The 21,885-nt window shown below is 66.2% G+C and carries 21 protein-coding genes; 14 read left to right on the top strand and 7 right to left on the bottom strand.

The annotated features are described in order from the left end of the window. Positions 1-147 precede the first annotated feature (147 nt). From dctP to ACW9UR_RS03850, 4 genes are all read right to left on the bottom strand, one after another. Positions 148-1,209: a TRAP transporter substrate-binding protein DctP gene (gene dctP, locus ACW9UR_RS03865; RefSeq protein ID WP_458915592.1), complete on the bottom strand. Its 1,062-nt coding sequence runs from the start codon at positions 1,207-1,209 to the stop codon at positions 148-150. A 42-nt stretch (positions 1,210-1,251) separates the two neighbouring features. Next, positions 1,252-2,730, bottom strand: coding sequence for a TRAP transporter large permease (locus tag ACW9UR_RS03860; RefSeq protein ID WP_458915591.1), 1,479 nt, complete (start codon positions 2,728-2,730; stop codon positions 1,252-1,254). After that, positions 2,730-3,368 carry a TRAP transporter small permease gene (locus ACW9UR_RS03855; RefSeq protein WP_458915590.1) on the bottom strand — a complete coding sequence of 213 codons (639 nt, stop codon included), beginning with the start codon at positions 3,366-3,368 and terminating at the stop codon, positions 2,730-2,732. Before ACW9UR_RS03855 ends, ACW9UR_RS03860 begins: the two co-directional genes overlap by 1 nt. An 84-nt stretch (positions 3,369-3,452) precedes the next feature. Then, positions 3,453-4,241, bottom strand: coding sequence for a DeoR/GlpR family DNA-binding transcription regulator (locus ACW9UR_RS03850; protein ID WP_458915588.1), 789 nt, complete (start codon positions 4,239-4,241; stop codon positions 3,453-3,455). Between the two features lie 168 nt (positions 4,242-4,409). Here ACW9UR_RS03850 and gcvT point away from each other — a divergent pair, with 168 nt between their 5' ends. Genes gcvT through gcvP form a run of 3 tightly spaced genes read left to right on the top strand, consistent with a single transcriptional unit; the run spans position 4,410 to position 8,744 of the window. Continuing rightward, on the top strand, positions 4,410-5,501 hold the full coding sequence (gcvT, locus tag ACW9UR_RS03845; RefSeq protein WP_458915586.1) for a glycine cleavage system aminomethyltransferase GcvT: 1,092 nt from the start codon (positions 4,410-4,412) through the stop codon (positions 5,499-5,501). 16 nt (positions 5,502-5,517) lie between these two features. Further along, a complete protein-coding gene (gene gcvH, locus ACW9UR_RS03840) occupies positions 5,518-5,883 on the top strand; it encodes a glycine cleavage system protein GcvH (protein WP_458915585.1) in 366 nt (121 codons plus the stop codon). Between the two features lie 8 nt (positions 5,884-5,891). Beyond that, positions 5,892-8,744, top strand: coding sequence for an aminomethyl-transferring glycine dehydrogenase (gene gcvP / locus ACW9UR_RS03835; RefSeq protein WP_458915583.1), 2,853 nt, complete (start codon positions 5,892-5,894; stop codon positions 8,742-8,744). Positions 8,745-9,144: 400 nt separating this feature from the next. Here the strand turns inward: gcvP and ACW9UR_RS03830 are convergent, their stop codons facing one another. After that, positions 9,145-10,155 carry a hypothetical protein gene (locus ACW9UR_RS03830; RefSeq protein WP_458915582.1) on the bottom strand — a complete coding sequence of 337 codons (1,011 nt, stop codon included), beginning with the start codon at positions 10,153-10,155 and terminating at the stop codon, positions 9,145-9,147. 399 nt (positions 10,156-10,554) lie between these two features. Between ACW9UR_RS03830 and ACW9UR_RS03825 the strand changes: the two genes are divergently transcribed. Further along, a complete protein-coding gene (locus ACW9UR_RS03825) occupies positions 10,555-11,496 on the top strand; it encodes a carbohydrate kinase family protein (protein ID WP_458915581.1) in 942 nt (313 codons plus the stop codon). A 27-nt stretch (positions 11,497-11,523) separates the two neighbouring features. Here the strand turns inward: ACW9UR_RS03825 and ACW9UR_RS03820 are convergent, their stop codons facing one another. Further along, positions 11,524-11,808, bottom strand: coding sequence for a DUF2218 domain-containing protein (locus ACW9UR_RS03820; protein ID WP_458915580.1), 285 nt, complete (start codon positions 11,806-11,808; stop codon positions 11,524-11,526). 134 nt (positions 11,809-11,942) lie between these two features. Between ACW9UR_RS03820 and ACW9UR_RS03815 the strand changes: the two genes are divergently transcribed. From ACW9UR_RS03815 to ACW9UR_RS03775, 9 genes are all read left to right on the top strand, one after another. After that, positions 11,943-12,848: a siderophore ABC transporter substrate-binding protein gene (locus ACW9UR_RS03815; RefSeq protein WP_458915579.1), complete on the top strand. Its 906-nt coding sequence runs from the start codon at positions 11,943-11,945 to the stop codon at positions 12,846-12,848. A 3-nt stretch (positions 12,849-12,851) separates the two neighbouring features. Continuing rightward, positions 12,852-13,814: an ABC transporter permease gene (locus tag ACW9UR_RS03810; protein WP_458915578.1), complete on the top strand. Its 963-nt coding sequence runs from the start codon at positions 12,852-12,854 to the stop codon at positions 13,812-13,814. Beyond that, entirely contained in the window at positions 13,804-14,748 is a 945-nt protein-coding gene (locus ACW9UR_RS03805; RefSeq protein WP_458915577.1) for an iron chelate uptake ABC transporter family permease subunit, read from the top strand. The genes ACW9UR_RS03810 and ACW9UR_RS03805 overlap by 11 nt, the downstream gene beginning before the upstream one ends. Beyond that, on the top strand, positions 14,745-15,539 hold the full coding sequence (locus tag ACW9UR_RS03800; protein ID WP_458915576.1) for an iron ABC transporter ATP-binding protein: 795 nt from the start codon (positions 14,745-14,747) through the stop codon (positions 15,537-15,539). The genes ACW9UR_RS03805 and ACW9UR_RS03800 overlap by 4 nt, the downstream gene beginning before the upstream one ends. Before the next feature lie 337 nt (positions 15,540-15,876). Next, positions 15,877-16,767: a LysR family transcriptional regulator gene (locus tag ACW9UR_RS03795; protein ID WP_458915575.1), complete on the top strand. Its 891-nt coding sequence runs from the start codon at positions 15,877-15,879 to the stop codon at positions 16,765-16,767. A gap of 96 nt (positions 16,768-16,863) precedes the next feature. After that, the gene (gene wrbA, locus ACW9UR_RS03790; protein ID WP_458915573.1) at positions 16,864-17,511 is read left to right on the top strand and encodes an NAD(P)H:quinone oxidoreductase; all 648 of its coding nucleotides are present in this window, start codon (positions 16,864-16,866) and stop codon (positions 17,509-17,511) included. Then, on the top strand, positions 17,511-18,167 hold the full coding sequence (locus ACW9UR_RS03785) for a DsbA family oxidoreductase (protein ID WP_458915572.1): 657 nt from the start codon (positions 17,511-17,513) through the stop codon (positions 18,165-18,167). The genes wrbA and ACW9UR_RS03785 overlap by 1 nt, the downstream gene beginning before the upstream one ends. Before the next feature lie 27 nt (positions 18,168-18,194). Continuing rightward, the gene (locus ACW9UR_RS03780; RefSeq protein ID WP_458915571.1) at positions 18,195-19,100 is read left to right on the top strand and encodes an EamA family transporter; all 906 of its coding nucleotides are present in this window, start codon (positions 18,195-18,197) and stop codon (positions 19,098-19,100) included. A 122-nt stretch (positions 19,101-19,222) separates the two neighbouring features. After that, positions 19,223-20,080 carry an SDR family oxidoreductase gene (locus ACW9UR_RS03775; RefSeq protein WP_458915570.1) on the top strand — a complete coding sequence of 286 codons (858 nt, stop codon included), beginning with the start codon at positions 19,223-19,225 and terminating at the stop codon, positions 20,078-20,080. On the opposite strand, the gene ACW9UR_RS03770 is transcribed toward ACW9UR_RS03775, so the two are convergent. Beyond that, the gene (locus tag ACW9UR_RS03770; protein WP_458915569.1) at positions 20,071-20,892 is read right to left on the bottom strand and encodes a metallophosphoesterase family protein; all 822 of its coding nucleotides are present in this window, start codon (positions 20,890-20,892) and stop codon (positions 20,071-20,073) included. The two genes, ACW9UR_RS03775 and ACW9UR_RS03770, sit on opposite strands and share 10 nt — an antisense overlap. Positions 20,893-21,083: 191 nt before the next feature. Here ACW9UR_RS03770 and ACW9UR_RS03765 point away from each other — a divergent pair, with 191 nt between their 5' ends. Continuing rightward, positions 21,084-21,854 (top strand): SDR family oxidoreductase, encoded by a 771-nt coding sequence (locus ACW9UR_RS03765; RefSeq protein ID WP_458915568.1) that lies wholly within the window; start codon positions 21,084-21,086, stop codon positions 21,852-21,854. The last annotated feature ends 31 nt before the right edge of the window (positions 21,855-21,885 follow it).

Below are 21,885 nucleotides of genomic sequence, written 5' to 3'. Positions count from 1 at the left end.
GTTCGGCGTCATGGGTCGGGCCCTGGAAGGCTGCGGTCTGTCGGTCAGGTCTGGAAGTCCATGCCCGGCCTGCCGGGCGTTCCGTGTTCGGGGCGCACCCCGGCGCGGACTGTCGGGCCGCGCCCCCGAAGGGCACGGCCCGGTTGATCAGTTCAGCTCGCCTTCATAGACCGCGTTGATCTGTGCCTCGGCTTGCGAAACGGCCTCGGTCATCGCGGCGAAGATCTCCTCGCCACCGTCGACATTGGCCTTGAACCAGTCGTAGACCGGCGCGGCAGCCTCGGCGAAAGCGGCCTTTTCTTCGGGCGTCGGCACGTAGAGGTCACCGCCACCGGCGACGAAATCCTCATAGGCCTGGATCGACTTGCGCTTCGGCGAGGCAAAGGTCGCCTGCTGCAACTGGTAGAAGCCGTCCACGACGACCTTGCGAAGGTCCTCGGGCATGGACATGAACTTCTCGTTGTTCATGAACCACAGCGCGCCCATGTAGGCATGGCCGTCCAGCGTCATGTACTGAAGGCCCGCGTCGGGGAACTTCATGCCCATGATGTCGGTGATGCCGTTCTTCGATCCCTCGACCACGCCGGTCTGAAGGCTGGTGAACAGCTCGGGCCACGGGATCGGCGTCGGGCTGGCACCCAGCGCCTTGACCAGTTCCTGCGGCAAGTCCGCGACCACCGTGCGGATCTTCATGCCAGCCAGATCCTCGGGCTTGGCCACACGCTGCTTGGTGTTGGCGAAGTTGCGCCAGCCGCCGGTGTTGCCGATGGTCATCAGGCGGATCGCATCGCCCGACGTCTCGCGCACCATCTGCTGCATGGTCTTGACCAGCGGCGAGCCGTTCGCCAGCGCCGCCTCGGCGATACGGTCGTCGGCCATCAGGTACGGCAGATCCAGCACCTGGACGAAGGGGAAGATCCCCGAGGTGCCGCCCGAGGTCGAGATGTAGACATCGATCGAACCGTCAGCGATGCCCTGCATGCACTCCTGCCCGGTCGAGCAGAGCTGCGTGCCGATGAAGGTCTCGACGGCGATGGCGCCGTTCGAGGCCGCCTCAACATACTGCTTGAAGACGTTGAGACCGTCTGCGTCCTCGTCATTTTCGTTCGAGTTGGCGGTGGCGCGGATCGTGAAGTCCTGAGCCTGCGCGACGCCGCCGGCCAGCAGCGTGGCAACCAGGAGCGACCCGGCGAGTTTCTTGAAGTGCATCTGTTTCCTCCTGTCAGATGATGGTTTCGGCTTCTTTCGGCCCTATTGGATGAACCCCGTCAGCCTGGGGACGGTCAACGAAATGGCCGGGACATAGGTGATCAGGAAGATCACCGCGACCTCGACCGCCAGGAACGGCAGGATGGCCTTGGAAATGGCCTCCACCCGCTCGCCCGAGACACCGGACGCGACGAACAGCACCAGCCCCATCGGCGGCGTGGCCAGGCCCACGGTCAGGTTGACGCTCATGATGATGGCGAAGTGGACCGGATGAACCCCGATCTCGGTGAAGATCGGACCCAGGATCGGGCCGAGGATGATGATCGCGGGCCCCGCATCGAGGAACATGCCGACCACGAAGAGCAGCATGTTGATCAGAAACAGCAGCGTCAGCGGGTTCTCGGACAGCGACAGGATGAACTCGGCCATCTCCTCGGGCGCGTGGCTGAGCGCGACCACCGTCTTGAAGGCAACCGCGGCGCCGACCAGCAGCAGCACCGTGGACGAGCCCAGCGCCGATCGGATGAAGATCGACGGCAGGTCCGAGAGCTTCATTGAGCGCAGGATGAAGAACGAGATCAGGATCGCATAGGCCACCGCGATCACCGAGGCCTCGGTCGGGGTGAACACGCCGACCAGAATGCCGCCCAGGATGATGATCGGCGTCTGCAGTGGCACCACCGCGCGCTTCCAGACCACGCGGACATCCTCGGACATGCGCGGGCGCATGTAGCGGAAGAAAGCTTCCGTGACGACAGGCAGCACCACCAGCACCGGCAGCGTCGGCACGTCCTCAATGCCCGCGGCGGCTGTCACCAGCAGCGACACCCCCCAGAGGATGCCCACGAAGTTGACCCGCGCCAGGATGCGCGCGATCAGGTTTTCGACCGGGCTGACCGTCTGACCCTTGCGCACGATGCGCTCGGCCTTGGGCAGATCGTAGCGATCGGCCATCAGGCGCACGACCAGCATCAGGCCGACGCCCACCATAACACCCGGCACGATGCCCGCGAGGAACAGTGCTGCAACGCTTTCGCCCATCACGTAGGCGTAGATGATCATGATCCCCGAGGGGGGGATAATCGGCCCGATGACGCTCGATGCGGCGGTGATCGCGGCGGCAAACCGGCGCGAATAACCGTTCTTCTCCATCGCCGGGATCAGGGTCGAGCCCAGCGCCGAAGTGTCCGCCACCGCCGAGCCCGAAAGCCCCGCGAAGAGGATCGAACTGAGGATGTTCACATGCGCCAGCCCGCCGCGCAGGTGGCCCATGACGGCCTGGCTGAACTCGACAAGGCGCAGGGTGATCCCACCCCGGTTCATCAGCTCGCCCGCCAGCATGAAGAACGGCAAGGCCATCAGCGGGAAGCTGTCCATGCCGTTGTAGACGTTCCGATAGAGCGGCGCGAGCTTCTCGCCGTCGAGGTACATCAGGATGCCGGGCGCCGCGAGCAGCGCGAAGAAGACCGGCATGCCGATCATCAGGAAGATCAGGAAAACAGGCAGGAACCACAGCAGCATCAGTCGGCTCCCGCGCTCATGATGCCAGCATCCGGCACCATGTCGAAAGTCGTTTCAGGGTCGAACAGGCGAATGATCGCGCGCAGCATCAGCTCGATGTTCACCATCACCAGAAGGAGCATGCAGGTCAGCAGCGACGCCATCATGTATTTCTTGGCGATCTTCGTCGGCTCGGCCACGAAAGTGATGTCGGGCAGCAGTGCCCCCTCGGGCCGTGCGAATTCGAAATAGGCCGGCACCCAGAGCGAGGCGGTGGCGAAACGCCCGCCAAAGCCGGTGACGTCCTCCCAGCCAAGGCGCAGGCCGACAACCAGCACCATCAGCGCGACTGCCAGAAGCACAAGGTTCAGCGCCGCCGCGAGCCGCTGCGGCAGCGCATGTGGCAGCATGTCGATCGCAACGAACCCGCCCCAGCGGTAGGCCGACGGCGCAATCAGCCCGGTCATCCAGAGCATGAAGAAGCGGGCGAGTTCTTCGGACCAGGCCAGCGCATCGCCGAGGACATAACGGAAGAAGATCTGGGCGAGGATCACGATCACCATGATCGCCAACGCGACCCAGGCGAGCTGACGCCCGACGGTCAGAATGCCGGCGTTCACGGCCGACAGGATGCGCAAAGGCGCGCCGAGCAGGATCAAGCTGTTCCCTCCCACAGGACCGACGGGGATCTTTCGTCCCTTGCGTCGATTGGTTTCGGATGCTGTTCGAAACGAAGCATCGAGTCAAGCGATCCGATTGGCGGCGTGTTCATCCGTTGCGGAAACCGCCTCGACCACATCGACACCGGCTGAATTGCAGAGTGCCCGGATCCGCCCCGGACAGCGATCGGTGACCAGCGCCTGTGCGTCGCGTACGTCGCCCACACGGACCGGAGCGGTCGCCTCGAACTTGCTCGAATCGACAAGGATGAGGGAGTGCGTGGCGTTGCGCATCATCGCCCGGACTACCATCGCCTCATCGAGGTCGAAGTCCAGCAGCGCCCCCTCCGGGCCGACCGCCGCGGCACCTATCAAAGCGTAGTCCGCGCGGAACTGGTCAAGGAAGGCCACCGCCGTCGCCCCCACAACCGCCCCGTCTGCCGCGCGCACTTCGCCGCCCGCGATCATCGTGGTGATACCCGGTATCTGTCTGGTGATATTCGCAATTCTCACGTTGTCGGCGATCACCGTCAGCCCCATGCCGGGGCGCAATGCACGCGCCGCCGCCTCGGTCGTGGTGCCCGCGTTGACAAAAACCGTCGCGCCGCGCGGCAACAGGCCAACAGCCTTTTCACCGATCTCGCGCTTCACCTCCGCCGCGATGGACAGGCGTACGTCGTAGTCGATGTACTCGCGACCGGCCCTCGGGACCGCCCCGCCGTGAAAGCGCGTCAGTTGACCGGCGGCCTCAAGCTCGCGCAGATCCTTGCGGATCGTCTGGACCGAGGTGTTCAGCGCGCGCGCCATATCCTCGGCCATGACACGGCCTTGCTGCCGGACCATGGCAAGTATGGTATCCTTGCGGTACGACACCGCATCCTCCCTGTGTTATCTTTTTCGGACAGTGTCGCCCGCTTTCGTTTTTCTGTCAAAACGAAACTTGCCGCTGGAAACGCAGACCCTTGCACCGGCGCCGGCTTTGTGATGTTTCCTATCGGAAACTTCCGCCACTATCTGCGCACGAGTCGGGAAAGGGCCGCCATGACTGGGAAGACGCCGCTACACGCATTGCACATCGAGCTGGGCGCGAAAATGGTCGAGTTCGCCGGTTGGGAGATGCCTGTCAGCTATCCGCTCGGCGTCATGGGCGAACACACCGCCGCGCGCGAGAAGGCGGCGCTCTTCGATGTCAGCCACATGTGCCAGGCCGAACTGCGTGGCGACGGCGCGGTCGCGGCCCTCGAAGCGCTGGTCCCGGCCTCGATCGCGACGCTGAAGCCCGGCAAGGCGCGCTACACGTTCTTCACCGACGAGAACGGCGGCATCCTCGATGACCTGATCGTTTCGAACGCAGGCGACCATCTGTACCTGGTACTGAACGCAGCGCGGCGAGACCACGACCTGGGCCACATGCGCGCGCACTTGCCCGAGGGTGTGGAGTTGATCGAGCGCGCCGATCTCGCGCTGATCGCGCTCCAGGGCCCGAAAGCGGTGGACGTGCTGTCCCCGATCGTCCCGGGGGCCGCCGACCTCACCTTCATGGAGACCATGATCGCCGACATCGACGGCACGCCGGTCCGCGTCTCGCGCCTCGGCTATACCGGCGAGGACGGATTTGAAATCTCGATCCCCGCCGAAGCCGCCGAGGGCTTTGCCCGTCGGTTGCTGGAGCACGGTGACGTGGAGGCCGCCGGGCTCGGCGCACGCGACAGCCTCCGGCTGGAAGCGGGGCTTTGCCTTTACGGGAACGACATCGACACCACGACCTCGCCCATTGAGGCAGGACTGGGATGGGCGATCCAGAAGCGCCGCCGCGAGGAAGGCGGTTTCCCCGGCGCGAACCGCATCCTGAAGGAACATGCCGAGGGAGCACCCCGCAAACTGGTCGGCCTGCGCCCGGAGGGCCGGGCGCCCGCACGCGCCGGGACCGTGATCGCCGACGCCGAGGGCCGCGAAATCGGGGTGGTGACGAGCGGCGGATTCGGCCCCACAGTGCAGGCACCGGTCTCGATGGGCTATGTCGAGTCGGAGCATGCGGCCGAGGGCACCGAACTGGCGCTGATGATCCGGGGCAAGGCGCACCCGGCGCGCGTCGCCGCCCTGCCCTTCGTCCCGCACAACTACAAACGCTGAGAAGGAACCGCGCGACATGACGACCTACTACACCGAGGATCACGAGTGGCTCGACGTTGACGGCGACGTTGCCACCCTGGGCATTACCGAGCACGCCGCCGAACAGCTGGGCGAAGTGGTCTTCGTCGAGTTGAAGGACGTCGGCGACAGCTTCGCCAAGGGCGACGAGGTCGGCGTGGTCGAATCCGTCAAGGCCGCCTCGGAAATCTATGCCCCCGTCGACTGCGAGATCCTGGAGGCCAACGAAGGCCTGGCCGACACGCCGGCGGACGTGAACGAAAGCCCGGAAAGCGATGCCTGGTTTTACAAGATCCGCATCACCGACGAGTCCCAGCTTGAAGAGCTGATGGACGAAGAAGCCTACAAGAAGCTCATTTCCTGAGAGATCGCATGACCTTCGCGCTGACAGACTACGATCCCTACGACTTCGCCAACCGCCGCCACATCGGCCCGACTCCGGCCGAGATGGAGGAAATGCTGGCGACCCTCGGTGTGCCGGACCTCGACACGCTGATCGACCAGACCGTGCCGCAGGGCATCCGCCAGCCCGAAGCGCTGGACCTGGGACCGGCGCTGTCGGAGCGCGACATGCTCAAGAAGATGCGCGAAGTGGCGAAGCGCAACCGCGTGTGCGCCTCGCTGATCGGCCAGGGCTATTACGGCACCGTCACGCCGCCGGTTATCCTGCGCAACATCATGGAAAACCCCGCCTGGTACACGGCCTACACGCCGTACCAGCCGGAAATCAGCCAGGGCCGGCTCGAGGCTCTGCTGAACTTCCAGACCATGATCGCCGATCTGACCGGCCTCGAGATCGCCAACGCCTCGCTTCTGGACGAGGCGACCGCCGCGGCCGAGGCAATGACCATGGCCGAGCGCGCCTCGAAGTCGAAAGAGAAGCGCTTTTTCGTCGACCATCATTGCCACCCGCAGACCATCGCCGTGATCCAGACCCGCGCCGAGCCACTGGGCATCGAGGTGATCGTGGGCGACCCGTTCGCGGACCTCGCCGCGGACCAGGTCTTCAGCGCGATCTTCCAGTACCCCGGCACCTACGGCCACGTGCACGACTTCTCGGGCCTGATCGAGCAGCTGCACGAGGCGAAGGCGCTGGCCGTTCTGGCCGCTGACCCGCTGGCGCTGTGCATCCTGAAAAGCCCGGGCGAGATGGGCGCCGACATCGCCGTCGGCTCTACCCAGCGTTTCGGCGTGCCGATGGGCTATGGCGGTCCGCACGCCGCCTACATGTCCTGCAAGGACGCGCTGAAACGCTCGATGCCCGGCCGTCTGATCGGCGTCTCGGTCGATGCGCGCGGCAACAAGGCGTACCGTCTGAGCCTGCAGACCCGCGAGCAGCACATTCGCCGCGAGAAGGCGACCTCGAACGTCTGCACCGCGCAGGCGCTGCTGGCGGTCATGGCCTCGATGTACGCCGTCTTCCACGGCCCCGACGGTCTGAAAGCCATCGCCCAGAGTGTGCACCGCAAGACCGTGCGCCTTGCGACCGGCCTCGAGAAGCTGGGCTTCACAGTCGAGCCGAGCCAGTTCTTTGACACGATCACCGTCGACGTCGGCGCGCTTCAGGGCGTGATCCTCAAGGCCGCCGCCGCAAACGGCGTGAACCTGCGCAAGGTCGGCACGACGAAGATCGGCATGAGCTGCGGCGAGAACACCTATGGCGAGACCGTCGAGGCCGTCTGGCGCGCCTTCGGCGGCGATCTGACCTACCGCGACGACGACCGGCCCTACCGACTGCCCGAGGGCTCGCTGCGTGAAACGTCCTATATGGAGCACCCGATCTTCCATATGAACCGGGCCGAGGCCGAAATGACCCGCTACATGCGGCGTCTGGCCGACCGCGACCTAGCGCTGGACCGGGCGATGATCCCGCTTGGCTCCTGCACCATGAAGCTGAACGCCACGGTCGAGATGATCCCTGTGACCTGGCCCGAGTTCTCGGACATTCACCCGTTCGCGCCCGCCGACCAGGTGCAGGGCTACAAGGAGCTGATCGACGATCTGTCGCGGCGCCTCTGCGAGATCACCGGCTATGACGCGCTGTCGATGCAGCCGAACTCCGGCGCGCAGGGCGAATACGCGGGCCTGCTGACGATCCGCGCCTACCACGCCTCGCGCGGCGAGGGGCACCGGAACGTCTGCCTGATCCCGACCTCGGCGCATGGCACCAACCCGGCTTCGGCCCAGATGGTCGGCTGGAAGGTCGTGCCGGTGAAATCCGCCGACAACGGCGATATCGACGTCGAGGACTTCCGGGCCAAAGCCGAGCAGTACTCGGCCGACCTGGCGGGCTGCATGATCACCTACCCCTCGACCCACGGCGTGTTCGAGGAAACCGTGCGCGAGGTCTGCGAGATCACCCACCAGCACGGCGGGCAGGTCTATATCGACGGCGCGAACATGAACGCCATGGTCGGCATCGCCCAGCCGGGCAAGATCGGCGGCGACGTCAGCCACCTGAACCTGCACAAGACCTTCTGCATCCCGCATGGCGGCGGCGGTCCCGGCATGGGTCCGATCGGTGTGCGCGAACACCTCGCACCCTTCCTGCCCGGACATCCGCACACTGGCGGGCAGACCGGTCCGGTTTCGGCGGCGCCCTATGGCTCGCCCTCGATCCTTCCGATCTCCTGGGGGTACATCCTGCTGATGGGCGGCGCGGGCCTGACGCAGGCGACCAAGGTGGCGATCCTGAACGCCAACTACATCGCCAAGCGGCTCGAAGGCGCGTACGAAGTGCTCTACACCTCGCCCTCGGGCCGGGTCGCGCACGAGTGCATCATCGACACCCGCCCGATGGAGAAGACCGCCGGCGTGACCGTCGAGGATGTCGCCAAGCGCCTGATCGACAATGGCTTCCACGCACCGACGATGAGCTTCCCGGTCCCCGGCACGCTGATGGTCGAGCCGACCGAAAGCGAACCCAAGGCCGAGCTGGACCGGTTCATCGATGCAATGCTGTCTGTCGCCGAAGAGGCAAAGGCGATCGAGCGCGGCGAGATGGACGCCGACAACAACCCGCTAAAGCGCTCCCCACACACGGTCGAGGATCTGGTTGGCGACTGGGACCGGCCCTACAGCCGCGAGCAGGCCTGCTATCCGCCGGGCGCGTTCCGCGTCGACAAGTACTGGCCGCCGGTCAACCGCGTCGACAACGCCTATGGCGACCGGAACCTGATCTGCACGTGCCCGCCGATGGAGGCCTTTGCCGAAGCCGCGGAGTGATGGCTAATTTTCTCTGATAACCCACCGGGCTCGCGCACGAAGCACGAGCCCGGTGTCTCCGGCGCGCCCTGTCTGCAAGAGGGCAACACCGGGGCGGAAGCGCCCCCCAACTGCGCTTCCGATACATGCCGCAATTTCGGAACCTCGCCCCGGGGGCGAGGCTACGCAAGCAGCAAAGACACGTGCCACACCAAACTAGATCGGAGATTGCTTTCCGAGGCAATTAACTGTGACACTCTTGGTGCTTTCTGCCCAAAAACCTTCGAAGCGGCAAGCGTGGCCCGGCGCGGAATGTGTGTTTTCGCATCTTTGGGGAAGGTTTGCAGATGGGAATCGACACGTATAGCTGATCGCGCGCCAGCGCTAGTCCGCCAGCCCCGGAACGGAGCTGGCGGAGCCATCAGAGTAGTTCGTATTCGCAGCTACACGTCTCGACGATCTTGCATACTTCGAAGCACAGATCATCGATGGCGCCCGATCCACGCATGTTCACCGTTAGCGTCATGACATCCTCGAACCCTGTTTCGCTGGCCAGAAGCAGCACGTCGGTTTGATTATCCTCAAGATTCGGAATCGAGACGTTGCCTCCTTGATCGGTTGTTATCGATCCGCCGTTTGTGTCGATCAGTAGGATCGAGGTCAGATCCACCGCTTCACTAAACTCGAAAACGACCACCCCGCCGTCCTTCGAGTCGTCAGGATTAGCGGCATTATCGTTCTCGGTGATGATCAACACCTTACCCTGATCAGCGGTACCCAAATCTGGGTCGCCGCCTGTCGGATTCTCGCTGTCGAAAATCATCGCGTCGTTGTCGGTTGTTGCGTCAGAACTGTCGTCCTCGTCTGCTTGAACGCTAACAACCAGGTCGCCGAGGATGATCTCGTCTACGAGATCGCCCGCTTCAAACTGCTCGAAGTCGATCTTAAACTCCGTACAGACTTCCTCTTCCTCACAGACTTTCTCACAGATCTCCGTCAGCTTCAGCGAACCTTCGCGAGGCCCGCCTTCTTCTCCAACGCTTGTCAGTCGAACACCAAAGTTTTCGGCGAGATCGTCAATCGACAAATCTTGGTCTGCGGATAGCGTGAAGGTCGTGGTCTGGATATCGTCCTTGCCGATACCTGGCGTGCCGAAGCCGACACCGACATCATACTTGCCGCGGCCGCCGCCGTTCATATTGTTGCCGTTGCCCAAATCCTTCGTATCGGTACCTTGGGCGGTCACGTCATCCCCGATGATCGTCAAACCGGTCAGCGAGTCATCGCTAAGATCAAAGAACAGGCCACGCAAGTCGCCAATCTGTCCAGTTTCGTCAAGCACTTCTACCGTGAAGACGAGGTCCCCCGCGACTTCCGTTACGGTGATTGCCACTGCGACATCACCGATTATTTGAAAGGTTGTCTCAGCCATCGTTACTCCCCACTCACTTATTCTCTGCAATCACTACAATAATCGCCCCAAGTGAAATTCAGGGCGCACGACGCTGGCCCTCAAGACCACCGCCACCACAACTTTGCCTGAAAATTGACCAAATCGACAACAAACTTCAGTTGATCGGTGTGAGATTTTCACTTTCGCTTATCAAAATCAGAACTCTGGTTATTCAGAAAACTTCCGAAGGTTGTACATATTCATTTAAAGCCAAGTGTCGCAATCGCTCCGGAAACATCGGTCAAAATCGATTCTGCGAATTCACGCGACAGGTCCAAGGATCCGAAAGGCATACAAATCCCGACTTACTAGTGCGCGGAATTCTGTGCCATTGTACCGGTCCGGCCCTGACCAACCGAGCGCGGAGACAGCAGCAGAATGATCCTCGTAGGCGGCGAGAACCTGATCGATTTCATCCAGGACCCACCAGACGGCGGCCACCCCGCCTATCGCGCGGTGCCCGGCGGGGCGCCGTTCAATGTCGCCAAGGCCACGGCTTTGCAGGACGTGCCAGTGGGCTACCTGACGCCGTTTTCGACAGACACGTTGGGAAGGCAGTTGCTTGTGGACCTGATGAAGGTCCCGAACATGACGGCGCTCAATCCCGGCTCGGACCGACCGACTTCGCTGGCGGTGGTTTCGCTGACCAATGGGCAGGCCAGCTATCAGTTTTATCGCGAGGGCACGGCCGAGCGGGACGTGACCCATGCGGGTCTATCGGCGCTGGTCCCGGCCGAGGCCGAGGCCTTCTTCATCGGCTCGCTCGCCGTCACGGATGGCGCCGACGCGGATGCCTGGACCGCGCTTTTTGACGAATTGACGGGCCGTGGCCTTTTCACTGCGCTGGATCCGAACATCCGCGCCGCCTTTATCCATGACCGCGACCGCTATCTGAAGCGGCTCGACCACCTGCTGGCGGGCGCGGATCTCGTGAAGATGTCCGACGAGGACATTTCCTGGCTGGCCCCCGGCGAGGACCCGCGCGCCGCCCTGCGCGGCATGGCCGCGAGATCCTCTGCGGGCCTGGTCGTGCTGACCATGGGATCCGAGGGCGCCTTCGCCATCACCGTCGAGGGCGCGGTAGAAGTGCCCGTCCACCCGGTGCACGATCTGAAGGATACCGTCGGCGCGGGCGACACGTTCATGGGCACGCTGATGGCCGAGACCCGCCGCCGCGGCAAGCTCACCCGCGGCGGTCTGAAGGGCATCACCAAGTCCGAAGCGGTCGAAGTCCTGCAAACCGCCGCCCGTGCCGCAGCGATCAATTGCGAGCGCTCCGGCTGCAACCCGCCAACGCTGGCGGAACTGCGCGCGGGCTGACCCGCTTTCCGGACAGGCCGCCCGGGATCAGGCGGCCGTCCACACCGGCTCTGGCAGGTCTTCGCGGAATGCGAAGCGTTCCAGATGGCTCCAGATCACGGCCTTGCCCCGGTCCACACCCTCGACGCTATCGCCGACGACGGTGATCGTCAGCCCCACGCCATCGGCGGTCATCCGCGCCTCGCAGAAATCGAACCGACACACGCCCTGCTCGGGCGTGAAGCTGGTTTCGATCTTGTGGGCGAAGTGCTTGCACAGTTGCTGCAAGTAGCGCGACCCGTTCGACGTCGCGATGCTGGTGGTCAGATCCATGAGATTTCCCCTTTCCTTAGCATTTCAGTCGGAATAAGCAGTCCGCAAGGCTCGAGCAAGTGAGTCTTTCAGTCGGGTATAACGTCGCGGCGACCCACCTCCGTCGCCGCGCCAAGGAGTAAGGACCCAAAGCCTTGATCAGAATAGCGCTTTTCGCCACCACCATGCTGCTGGCGGCACCCGCCGTGAGCCAGACCGTGACCGTCGAGACCGCACGCGGTGCAGTGGACATGCCCGCCGCCCCCGAAACTGTGGTTGCCTTCGACATCGCCGCCATCGACACGCTGTACGCGCTAGGGATTCCCGTCGCGGGCCGTCCGGACAAGCTCTACGTGGACTACCTGGCCGAGGCTGAAGCCGCCGAGGTGGTCGGGTCGCTCTTCGAGCCGGACCTCGAGGCGATCAACGCGCTGCAGCCGGACCTGGTGATCCTGGGCAGCCGCTCGTCGACCCAACTTGAGTCGTTGCAAGGGCTGGCCCCGACCATCGACATGACCATCCCCGGCGAGGCGCTGATCGAGACCGGGCTGGCGCGGATCGACGCCTACGGCGCGCTCTTCGACCGCGCAGATGAAGCTGCCGCGCTACGTAACCGCCTGGAGAGCAAGATCGACGCAGCCCGGACCGCCGCCGACGGCAAGGGCAGCGCGCTGATCGTGCTCACTAATGGACCCAAGGTCTCGGCCTATGGCGCCGATTCGCGCTTTGGCTGGGTACATGGCGCCCTCGGTCTCGAACCCGCCGCACAGACCGACGATGCCGGCTCGCACGGGCAGCCAATCAGCTTCGAGTTCATCGCCGAGGCCAATCCCGACTGGCTGATCGTCATCGATCGCGCGGCCGCGATTGGCGCCGACGGCGCCCGCGCCGAGCAGACGCTGGACAACGAACTGGTCGCCGAGACCACCGCCTGGGAAAAGGGTCAGGTCGTCTACCTGAACGGCGCGGACGCCTACATCTCGGGCGGCGGCGCGCAGTCGATCGAGCGGGCGCTGGACCTGCTGACCACAGCCTTCTCCGAAGCCGACCCGGCCTCCTGAGCGATGCCGCGGCCGCTGACACTTGCCCTATCGGGCATCGCCTTCGCGGGGCTGGCGGCCGCGAGCCTGCTGACCGGCGTGATCGAGATCGGTCCGGCGGCGGCCCTCTCCGACCCCGAGGCGCTTCGGGTCATGGCGGTCAGCCGCCTGCCCCGCACCGCCGCGCTGATCCTCACCGGCGCCTCGATGGCGGTCGCGGGAATGATCATGCAGATGCTGGCGCGCAACCGGTTCATCGAACCAACCACCGCCGGAACCGGCCAGAGCGCCGCGCTCGGCATCCTCTGCGCAACGATCCTCTGGCCCTCGGCGCCGATCTGGGTGCAGATGGCGCTGGCCTGCCTCGCCGCCATCATCGGCAGCGCAGGTTTCCTGGCGCTGGTCCGCCGCCTTCCTCCGACACAGCCGCTGATGGTGCCGCTCGTCGGGCTGATCTACGGCGGCATCATCGGCGCGATCACCACGTTCATCGGCTACCAGACCGACCTGCTGCAATATGTCGAGATCTGGATGAACGGCGAGTTCTCGGGCGTGCTGCAAGGTCGCTACGAGATGCTCTGGCTGGCCGGAGCGCTGGCGCTGGCGGCGTATGTTGTCGCCGACCGGTTTACAATCATCGGGCTCGGGCGCGAAACCAGCGTCAGCCTCGGCCTCAACTACACCGCCGTCGCGACCGCCGGGCTGCTGGTCGTCTCGCTGGTGACCGCCGTGACCGTGGTGACGGTCGGCATGATCCCCTTCGTCGGCCTCGTCGTGCCCAACATCGTCAGCCGCATGAGCGGCGACGATCTGCGTGCGGGCCTGCCAATCGTGGCGGCCATGGGCGCGGGCCTCGTTACCGCCTGCGACGTGCTCGCGCGCCTTCTGCGCTATCCATACGAGATCCCGGTCAGCACCGTCTTCGGCGTGATCGGCGCACTCGTCTTCCTCTGGCTGCTGCTGGGAAAGCCCGCCCATGCCCGATAAGCGGCTGATCGTTCTGGCGCTCGCCCTCGTGGTCGCGGCGACCGTGTTCCTGACCTGGGGCGCACGCGGAGACTGGGGGTTCGTGCTGTCCTACCGTGGCAGCAAACTGGCGGCGCTTGCGGTGATCGGCGTCTCGATCGCGACCGCGACCGTGGCCTTCCAGACCGTCGCCGGGAACCGCATCCTGACCCCTTCGGTCATGGGGCTGGACGCGCTCTTCGTGCTTCTCCAGACCGGCGCGGTGTTCCTGCTGGGCGGTCTGGGCGCAGCGATGATCGGCCCCTACCTCCGCTTCGGCGTCGAGGCCGGGCTGCTGCTGGTCGCCGCGCTGACTCTCTTCGGCCTGCTGCTGGGGCGCGGTCGCACCGACCTGCACCGGATGGTGCTGGCGGGGATCATCTTCGGCGTTCTCTTCCGCAGCCTCTCCGGCCTGATGGAGCGGATGATCGACCCGTCTGAATTCGCCGTCGTCCAGTCCACGACCTTCGCCCGCTTCTCGGCGGTGGATAATGAGCTGTTAGGCTTTTCGGCCATCGTCTGTGCGCTTGCGGTCGCGGCGCTCTGGCGGATGCGCGCGACGCTCGACGTGCTCGCGCTGGGACGCGAGGCGGCGGTCAGCCTCGGCGTCGCCTGGCGCCGCTCGGTTCTTGCGGTGCTGGCGCTCGTCGCGCTGCTGGTTTCGGTCTCCACGGCGCTGGTCGGGCCGGTGACCTTTTTCGGCCTGCTGGTCTCGGCGCTCGCGCACCGGGCGATGCGCGACCACCGCCACGCCCTGCTGCTGCCCGCCGCCGCGCTGATCGGCGCGCTGGTGCTGGTCGGCGGCCAGGCCCTGCTGGAGCGCGTCTTCGGCCTGTCGACCACGCTCAGCGTCATCGTCGAGTTCCTCGGCGGCCTGACTTTCCTCTTCCTCGTCCTGAAGGAGCCAGCCCGATGATCGAGATCAAAGGCGTCAGCCATGCCATCGACGGCACCCCGATCCTCGGGGGCATCGACATCACGATTCCCAAGGGCGGGATCACGGCACTGATCGGCCCCAACGGCGCGGGCAAGTCCACACTGCTGTCCCTGATCGCCCGGCTCGATCCGGTACAGACCGGCGCGATCCGCGTCGACGGGCTGGACGTAACCACCACCCCGACCGCGCGCCTTGCGAAGGTACTGGCGATCCTGCGCCAGCAGCAGGTGTTCTCCAGCCGGCTGACAGTCCGGCAACTGGTCGGCTTCGGGCGCTTTCCGCACTCGCGCGGCCGCCTGACCTGCGAAGACCACCGCAAGGTCGAGGCGGCGCTGTCCGCGCTCAGGCTCGAGGACCTCGCCGACCGCTTTCTCGACACGCTCTCCGGCGGGCAGCGGCAACGCGCGCTGGTCGCAATGAGCTTCGCGCAGGAAACCGACTACCTTCTGCTGGACGAGCCGCTGAACAATCTCGACATGGCCCATGCCCGCGCGCTGATGGAACAGCTGCGCGAGCTTGCCGACCGGCACGGGCGCACCGTGGTCATCGTCCTCCACGAGGTAAACTACGCCGCCGCCCATGCCGATCGGATCGTCGCCATGCAGAACGGCCGCATTGCCGCCGAGGGCACGCCGGCCCGGGTGCTGACCGGTCCGCAGCTCAGCGCGATTTTCGGCACCGAAGTCGCCGTCCACGAGATCGGCGGCCGCCGAGTCGCACTGCACCACGGCGCTCCTCCCGAGAATCTGCGTCTCGCCGCGCAAGGGTGACCTTGGGGCACCCTATCCGGATGGACAGGTGATGGCGCGAAAGTGCCGCCCGGTTATCTGTTCGCGCCCTGTCGAGGCTCCGCAATCTCTGGTGTAACGGCGTCAAGACGGGACGCCCGGAACGGTGGAGATTTCCCTCCGCATCGCCAGCGTCCCCGAGTTGCCGCCGCCAGCCAGTTGCTGCCCTCCTCCCCCAAAAAGTGGGCAGCAGCGATATTCGCCCTTTCCCCCAAGAGGGCGATGCTGGCGGCGGTAAACATTCCCCAAGCCCGTCTCGCGGTCTTTTTCCCTCGCTCCGAGGGCGCTACACCTGTCGCACCCGGACCCGGAGGCGCGCGTGGACAGGTTGTCGGTCATGAAGGCGTACTGCCGCATCGTCGAGCGTGGCAGCTTCGTGCGCGCCGCTGAGGACCTCGGCGTATCCTCGGCCCTGCTCAGCCGCGAGGTGAAGCTGCTCGAGGCCAGTCTTGGGTGCAGCCTGCTGTCGCGCACCACCCGCTCGATGGCCCTCACCGACCACGGCCGCCAGTACTACGAGGAAGCCCGCCGGCTGCTGGCCGAGATCGACGCCGCCGAGGAGCGCGTCCGGCAGGGCGCGGGCAGCGTGCAGGGGCGGCTCAGGATCAACGCGCCGCAAAGCTTCGGGCAGATCGTCCTCGGCCCCGCTTTGCCCGGGTTTCTGGCTGCGCACCCGCAGGTCGAGGTCGAACTGTCGATGGACGACCGGGTGATCGACATGGTCGAGGGCGGCTACGATATCTCGATCCGCGTCCGCGCCGAACTGCCGGATTCCGGCCTGATCGCCCGCCGCCTTGCACGGGTCGAACGTCGCCTTTTCGCCGCGCCTGCCTACCTCGAGGCGCGTGGCACGCCTGCCAGCCCTGACGCGCTGCGCGGCCACGACACCGTCAGCTACCTTCTGGTGGACCAGTCCGCCGGCTGGCCGCTGATCGGCCCCGAGGGCGAGGTGGCGGTTCCGCTTACTCCCCGTGTGACCGTGGGCAGCAGCCTGGTGCTGCGGGATCTGCTGATCTCGGGTCAGGGGATCGGCGCGCTGCCCGATTTCATCTCGGACCCAGAAGAACGCGCCGGGCGGCTGATCCGTGTGCTGCCGGACCACGCGATGAGCCCGCGTTTCGTCTATGCCGTCACGGCCTCGCGGCTGGGCACCGACGCCAAGACGCTGGCGTTCCTCGACTACCTGAAGGGTCTGCTCGACGCGGGTTGATTGTTTACGCCCCGTTAAGAAAGCCTTGCACCCCGCCCGGTTATTCCGGGGCGCCGTCCGACGCATCTTCCCTGCATCGCATTGCAGGAGGCAAAGATGACCACCACTCAAACCCCAACCCAGACCCGTGTTCTGGTGCTCTATTATTCCGCCTACGGCCACATTCGCGCGATGGCCGAAGCCGAGGCCGAAGGCGCGGCGAGCGTTCCCGGCGTGACCGTCGATCTGCGCCGGGTGCCCGAGACGGTCCCTGCCGAGGTCCGCGCCGCGGCGGGCTATGCCGCGGACGACACCCCCGAGGCCGCGGTCGCGGACCTGCCGGGCTATGACGCGATCATCTTCGGAACTCCGACCCGGTTCGGGGGCATGGCCGCGCAGATGAAGCAGTTCATCGACATGGCGGGCGGGCTCTGGGCGCGGAACGCGCTTGTGGGCAAGGTCGGCGCGGTCTTCACTTCGACCGGCTCGCAACATGGCGGGCACGAGGCGGCGATCCTGTCGAGCCAGTTGCCCCTGCAGCACTTCGGGATGATGGTCGTCGGCCTGCCTTACAGTTTCTCCGGGCAGACCCGGATGGACGAGGTGGTCGGCGGCTCGCCCTACGGCGCGGGCACGATCGCGGGGGGCGACGGCTCGCGCCTGCCCTCGACGACCGAGCTTGACGGCGCCCGGTTCCAGGGCCGTCATGTCGCCGAGATCGCCGCGCGGCTGGCCGCCGCCCCGGCGCTGTCGGAGGCCGCGTGATGGCCGCTCCGATCCTCACGCTCGACTTCTTTCACGACGTGGTCTGCGGATGGTGCTTCAACCTCTCGCCCCGGCTGCACCGGCTCGCTGAAGAGTTGCCACTCGAAATCCGCCACCGGACCTTCGTGCTGCAGGACAGCCCGGCGCGGATGGCCGAGGTCTTCAGCTCTCAGAACGAGGCGAAGCGGACGATCCTCGGTCACTGGGCCGCCTGTCAGGCCGCAAGCGACACGCCCGAGCGGTTCGCTATCGAGGCGATGCGCGCCGCCCCCTTCGACTATCCCCACGGTCTGCCGGGCGCGTTGGCTTGCAAGGCCGCCGAGCGGCTGGGCGGACAGGATCTGCACTGGCGGATCTTCGATGCGATCCAGGCGGCGCACCTGAGCCATGCCCGCAACGTCGCGGACCCGGAGGTGCTGGTCTCCATCGCGCAGGCCGAGGGGCTCGACCCGACGGGGTTCGCCCGGCTGATGCGGGACCCGGCAACGCGGGAGGCCGTCGAGGCCGACCGGGCGCTGGCCCGCAGGCTGCAGGTCTCGCGCGTGCCTACGGTCATCGTGCGCGAGACCGGGGCGCGGCTGGTCAACGGGACGCTGGAGGATCTGCGGGCGCAGATCGGAGCCAGCGTCGCGCTTGCGGGCGGTATCGCCTGCTGACATGTTTCATCGTGAAAGGTCCGAGAGATGACCCGTACCACCGATCTTCTGCTGACCGCGCTCGCGCCGGCGATCTGGGGCAGCACCTATTACGTCACCACCGAGTTCCTGCCGCCGGACTACCCTGTCACGCTGGCGGTGCTGCGCGCCCTGCCCGCGGGCCTGCTGCTGCTGGCAATCACCAGACAGCTGCCGCCGAGGGCGTGGCTGGGCCGGATCCTGATACTTGGCGCGTTCAACTTCGCGATCTTCTGGTGCCTGCTGTTCGTCACCGCCTACCGCCTGCCCGGCGGCGTCGCGGCGACGCTGGGCTCGCTTCAGGCGCTGCTGGTGATCCTGCTGGCACGCGGGCTGCTGGGCACGCCGGTCCGGGGGCTGGCGGTCTTCGCGGCGCTGGCGGGCTCGGCCGGGGTCGCGGCGCTGGTGCTGGGGCCAGAGGCGGCGCTGGCCCCGCTGGGGCTGGCGGCGGGGATCGGCGGCGCGGCCTCGATGGCGGCGGGCACGGTCCTTTCGCGGAAATGGCAGCCGCCGGTGCCGCCGCTGACCTTCACCGCCTGGCAGCTGACCGCCGGGGGACTGCTGCTGGTCCCGCTTGCCGCCTTGCTGGAGCCGCCGCTGCCGCCTCTGACCGGAGAGAACCTGGGCGGGCTGCTGTGGCTCGGGCTGATCGGCGCGGCGGCGACCTACTGGCTGTGGTTCCGTGGCGTGGCGCGTATCGAGCCGTCGGCGATCTCCATGCTGGGGATGATGAGCCCGGTGACCGCCGTGGTGCTGGGCTGGGCGCTGCTGGGGCAGAGCCTGACCCCGGTCCAGATCGGCGGCGCGATCGTGGTGCTGGGCTCGGTCTGGCTGGGCCAGAGGGCGGCACGGCCCCGACCTGAAATCAGGGTGAAAAAGGGAGATTTCATCGTGAAAACCCCCTTAACCCCATGAAATACATGCTGAAAAGAGTGTAAAAACTTCGTAAACGCCAGAAAGCCGCCCATTTCGGGCGGCTTTCGGCTAGGCTGCCGCCAGCCTGTCGTCGTCCTTTCTCCAACCCCGGACCCCGCCCCATGAGAACCGTCTTCATCGCCGGCGCCACCGGCTATCTGGGCCGCCATCTTGTCCGCCAGTACGCGGACACCGGCTGGCACGTCCGGGCGCTGGTGCGCGATGCCGACCGCGCGGGCGACCTGCGCGCGCAGCAGATCGTCGAGGCCGAGGCCACGCAGCCCGACAGCCTGCGGGGCGTGATGGAGGGGACGGATCTGGTGATCTCGGCCCTTGGGATCACGCGGCAACGCGACGGGCTGGGCTATCGCGAGGTGGACTACGGTGCGAACCTCAACCTGCTGGAAGAGGCGATGCGCGCCCGCGTGCCGCGCTTCGCCTATGTGCACGTGCTGAACGCCGACAAAATGCGGGGCGTGCCGCTGGTCGAGGCGAAACAGGCCTTCGTGGACCGGCTGCGCGCCGCACCTGTCGCCTCGACCGTGATTGCGCCGGGGGGCTACTTCTCGGACATGGCGGATTTCCTGAACATGGCGCGTGGCGGCCGGGTCTGGCTGTTCGGCGACGGTCAGTACCGGATCAACCCGATCCATGGCGCGGATCTTGGCGCCGCCAGCGCCGCGGCGATCGAGGCCGAACGGGACTGGCTGGACGTGGGCGGGCCGGACGTGCTGACCCATGACCAGATCGCCGAGCTGGCTTTCACTGCACTGGGCACGCCCGTGCGGATCACCCATCTGCCCGACGCGCTGCGCAAGGCGGCGCTGCTGGCGCTGAAGCCGGGGCTTCCCCGATCCATCGCGGGGCCCGCGCGATTCTTCCTGAGCGCGATGGGACAGGACATGGTCGGCACGCCCGTGGGGACGCGCCGGCTAAGGGACCACTTCGCCGCGCTGGCGGCGGAACGGGCTCAGGCGTAGATTTCCGCGACCTCCTCGTCGGGGGGCGAGACCATGCCCTCGGGCCTCAGGAACTCGACCTCGAATCCGTCCGGCGAGAAGCGGTAGCGCACCACGCCGCAGGTCTTGTGCCCGAAGGCCCGCTGCAGCGTGTCGGGCAGCGTGAATGAAGTCGGCGGCGCCCAGACGTGGCGGATGCCATCGACCACGTGATCGCGCGCCTGGTGGACATGCCCGCAGGCGAAAAGCCGCACGTCGGCGCGGGAAAACGCCTCGACCAGCGCGGGGCGGCTGACGGTCGGCACGAAGAAGAACCGCTGCTCGGGCTGCTCGTCCAGCCGGTCGAGCAACAGCGGCTTGTGGCTGAACACGGCCACCGGGCCGCGCGCGGCGGAAAGCGTCTCGTTCAGCCAGTCGAGTTGCGCCGCCTCGTCCTCGAGGCCCGAGTTGAACAGCATCGCGTCGAGCCCGATCAGCGTCCAGTCGCCCTTGCGCAGGGACCAGCGGTCGGGGCCGAAGACCTCACGCCAGGCCTCGACCCGGGTGGCGCTGACCTGGCGGGCGGGTGCGTAGTCCAGATCCGGGTTGTCGCCGATGTCGTGATTGCCGGGGATCGCGCGCCAGGGCGCCGCGAGACCGTCGAGCGCCTTTCTGACGAAGGCCAGTTCCTCGGGGCGGTCCGGGGCCTCGACGCAGAGATCGCCGGTGTGGATCACGAGATCGGGCTTGGTCCGGGCGACGAACTCGGCGGCGCGTTCGAAATTCGGAACGAAATGCGGGAAGCTGCGCGACAAATGCGTGTCGCTGATCTGGACTATGGAAAAGCTGGTCAATTCGGCCTCTCGACGTCGGCGTGACTTCAGGGAAAAGCCGGTCCAGTGACCGCCAAAGCCGCGCCGAGGTCAAGCGAGACCGGCGCTGTGGCGGGGATCGGCGGAACGTGGCGCGGCGCTTGCGCGGAGACGGCGGTCGGTGTCTGGTTCGGGACGGGCGCGGGAAGGCGCCGGCACAGGGGGAGGACCGGATGACGGATCTGCACAAGGACACCGCCGCGCTGATCATCGGCGGCACGCAAGGGCTGGGGCTGGCCATCGCCGAACGGCTGCGAGCGGAGGGCTGCACGCAGCTGGTGATCTCGGGGCGCACCGTGGCGCGGGGCGAGGCGGCGGCGGAGGGCGTCGACGCGGCCTTCGTGGCGAGCGATCTGGCGGACACGGACAGCGTCGTTCGGCTTGTGGACGAGGCCGCCGAGCGGATGGGCCGGGTGAGCGCGCTGGTCAACGCGGGCGCGCTGACGCACCGCGGCTCGATCCTCGACACCACGCCCGAGTTCTTCGATCTGATGTTCGCGACCAATGCCCGGTCTCCGTTCTTCGCGATCCAGCGGGTGGCGCAGCGGGCCATCGAGGCCGGGCATGCGGCTTCGATCGTGAACATCCTGTCGATGTCGGCACATGTGGGGCAGAGCTTCCTCGCGCCCTATTCGGCCTCGAAGGGCGCTCTGGCGGTGATCACCAAGAATGCGGCGCATGCGCTTCGGCGGAACCGGATCCGGGTGAACGGGATCAACATCGGGTGGATGGACACGCCCGGCGAGGACGCGATCCAGCGCGAGTTTCACGGTGCGCAGGACGGCTGGCTGGAGGACGCGGAGGCCGCGCAGCCGATGGGGATGCTGGTCAAGCCTCGGCACGTTGCGGGGCTGGCGAGCTACATGCTGAGCGCGGACTCGGGGGTGATGACCGGCTCGGTCGTGGATTTCGACCAGAACGTCGCCGGAGTGGTCGGGGAGTAGGCGCCCCTGACGCGGGGCGCACTGCGGTGCG

Source organism: Halovulum sp. GXIMD14794 (assembly GCF_054457455.1).
The sequence above is the reverse complement of the archived record's forward strand: the minus strand, read 5'-3'. Positions and strand labels throughout refer to the sequence as shown.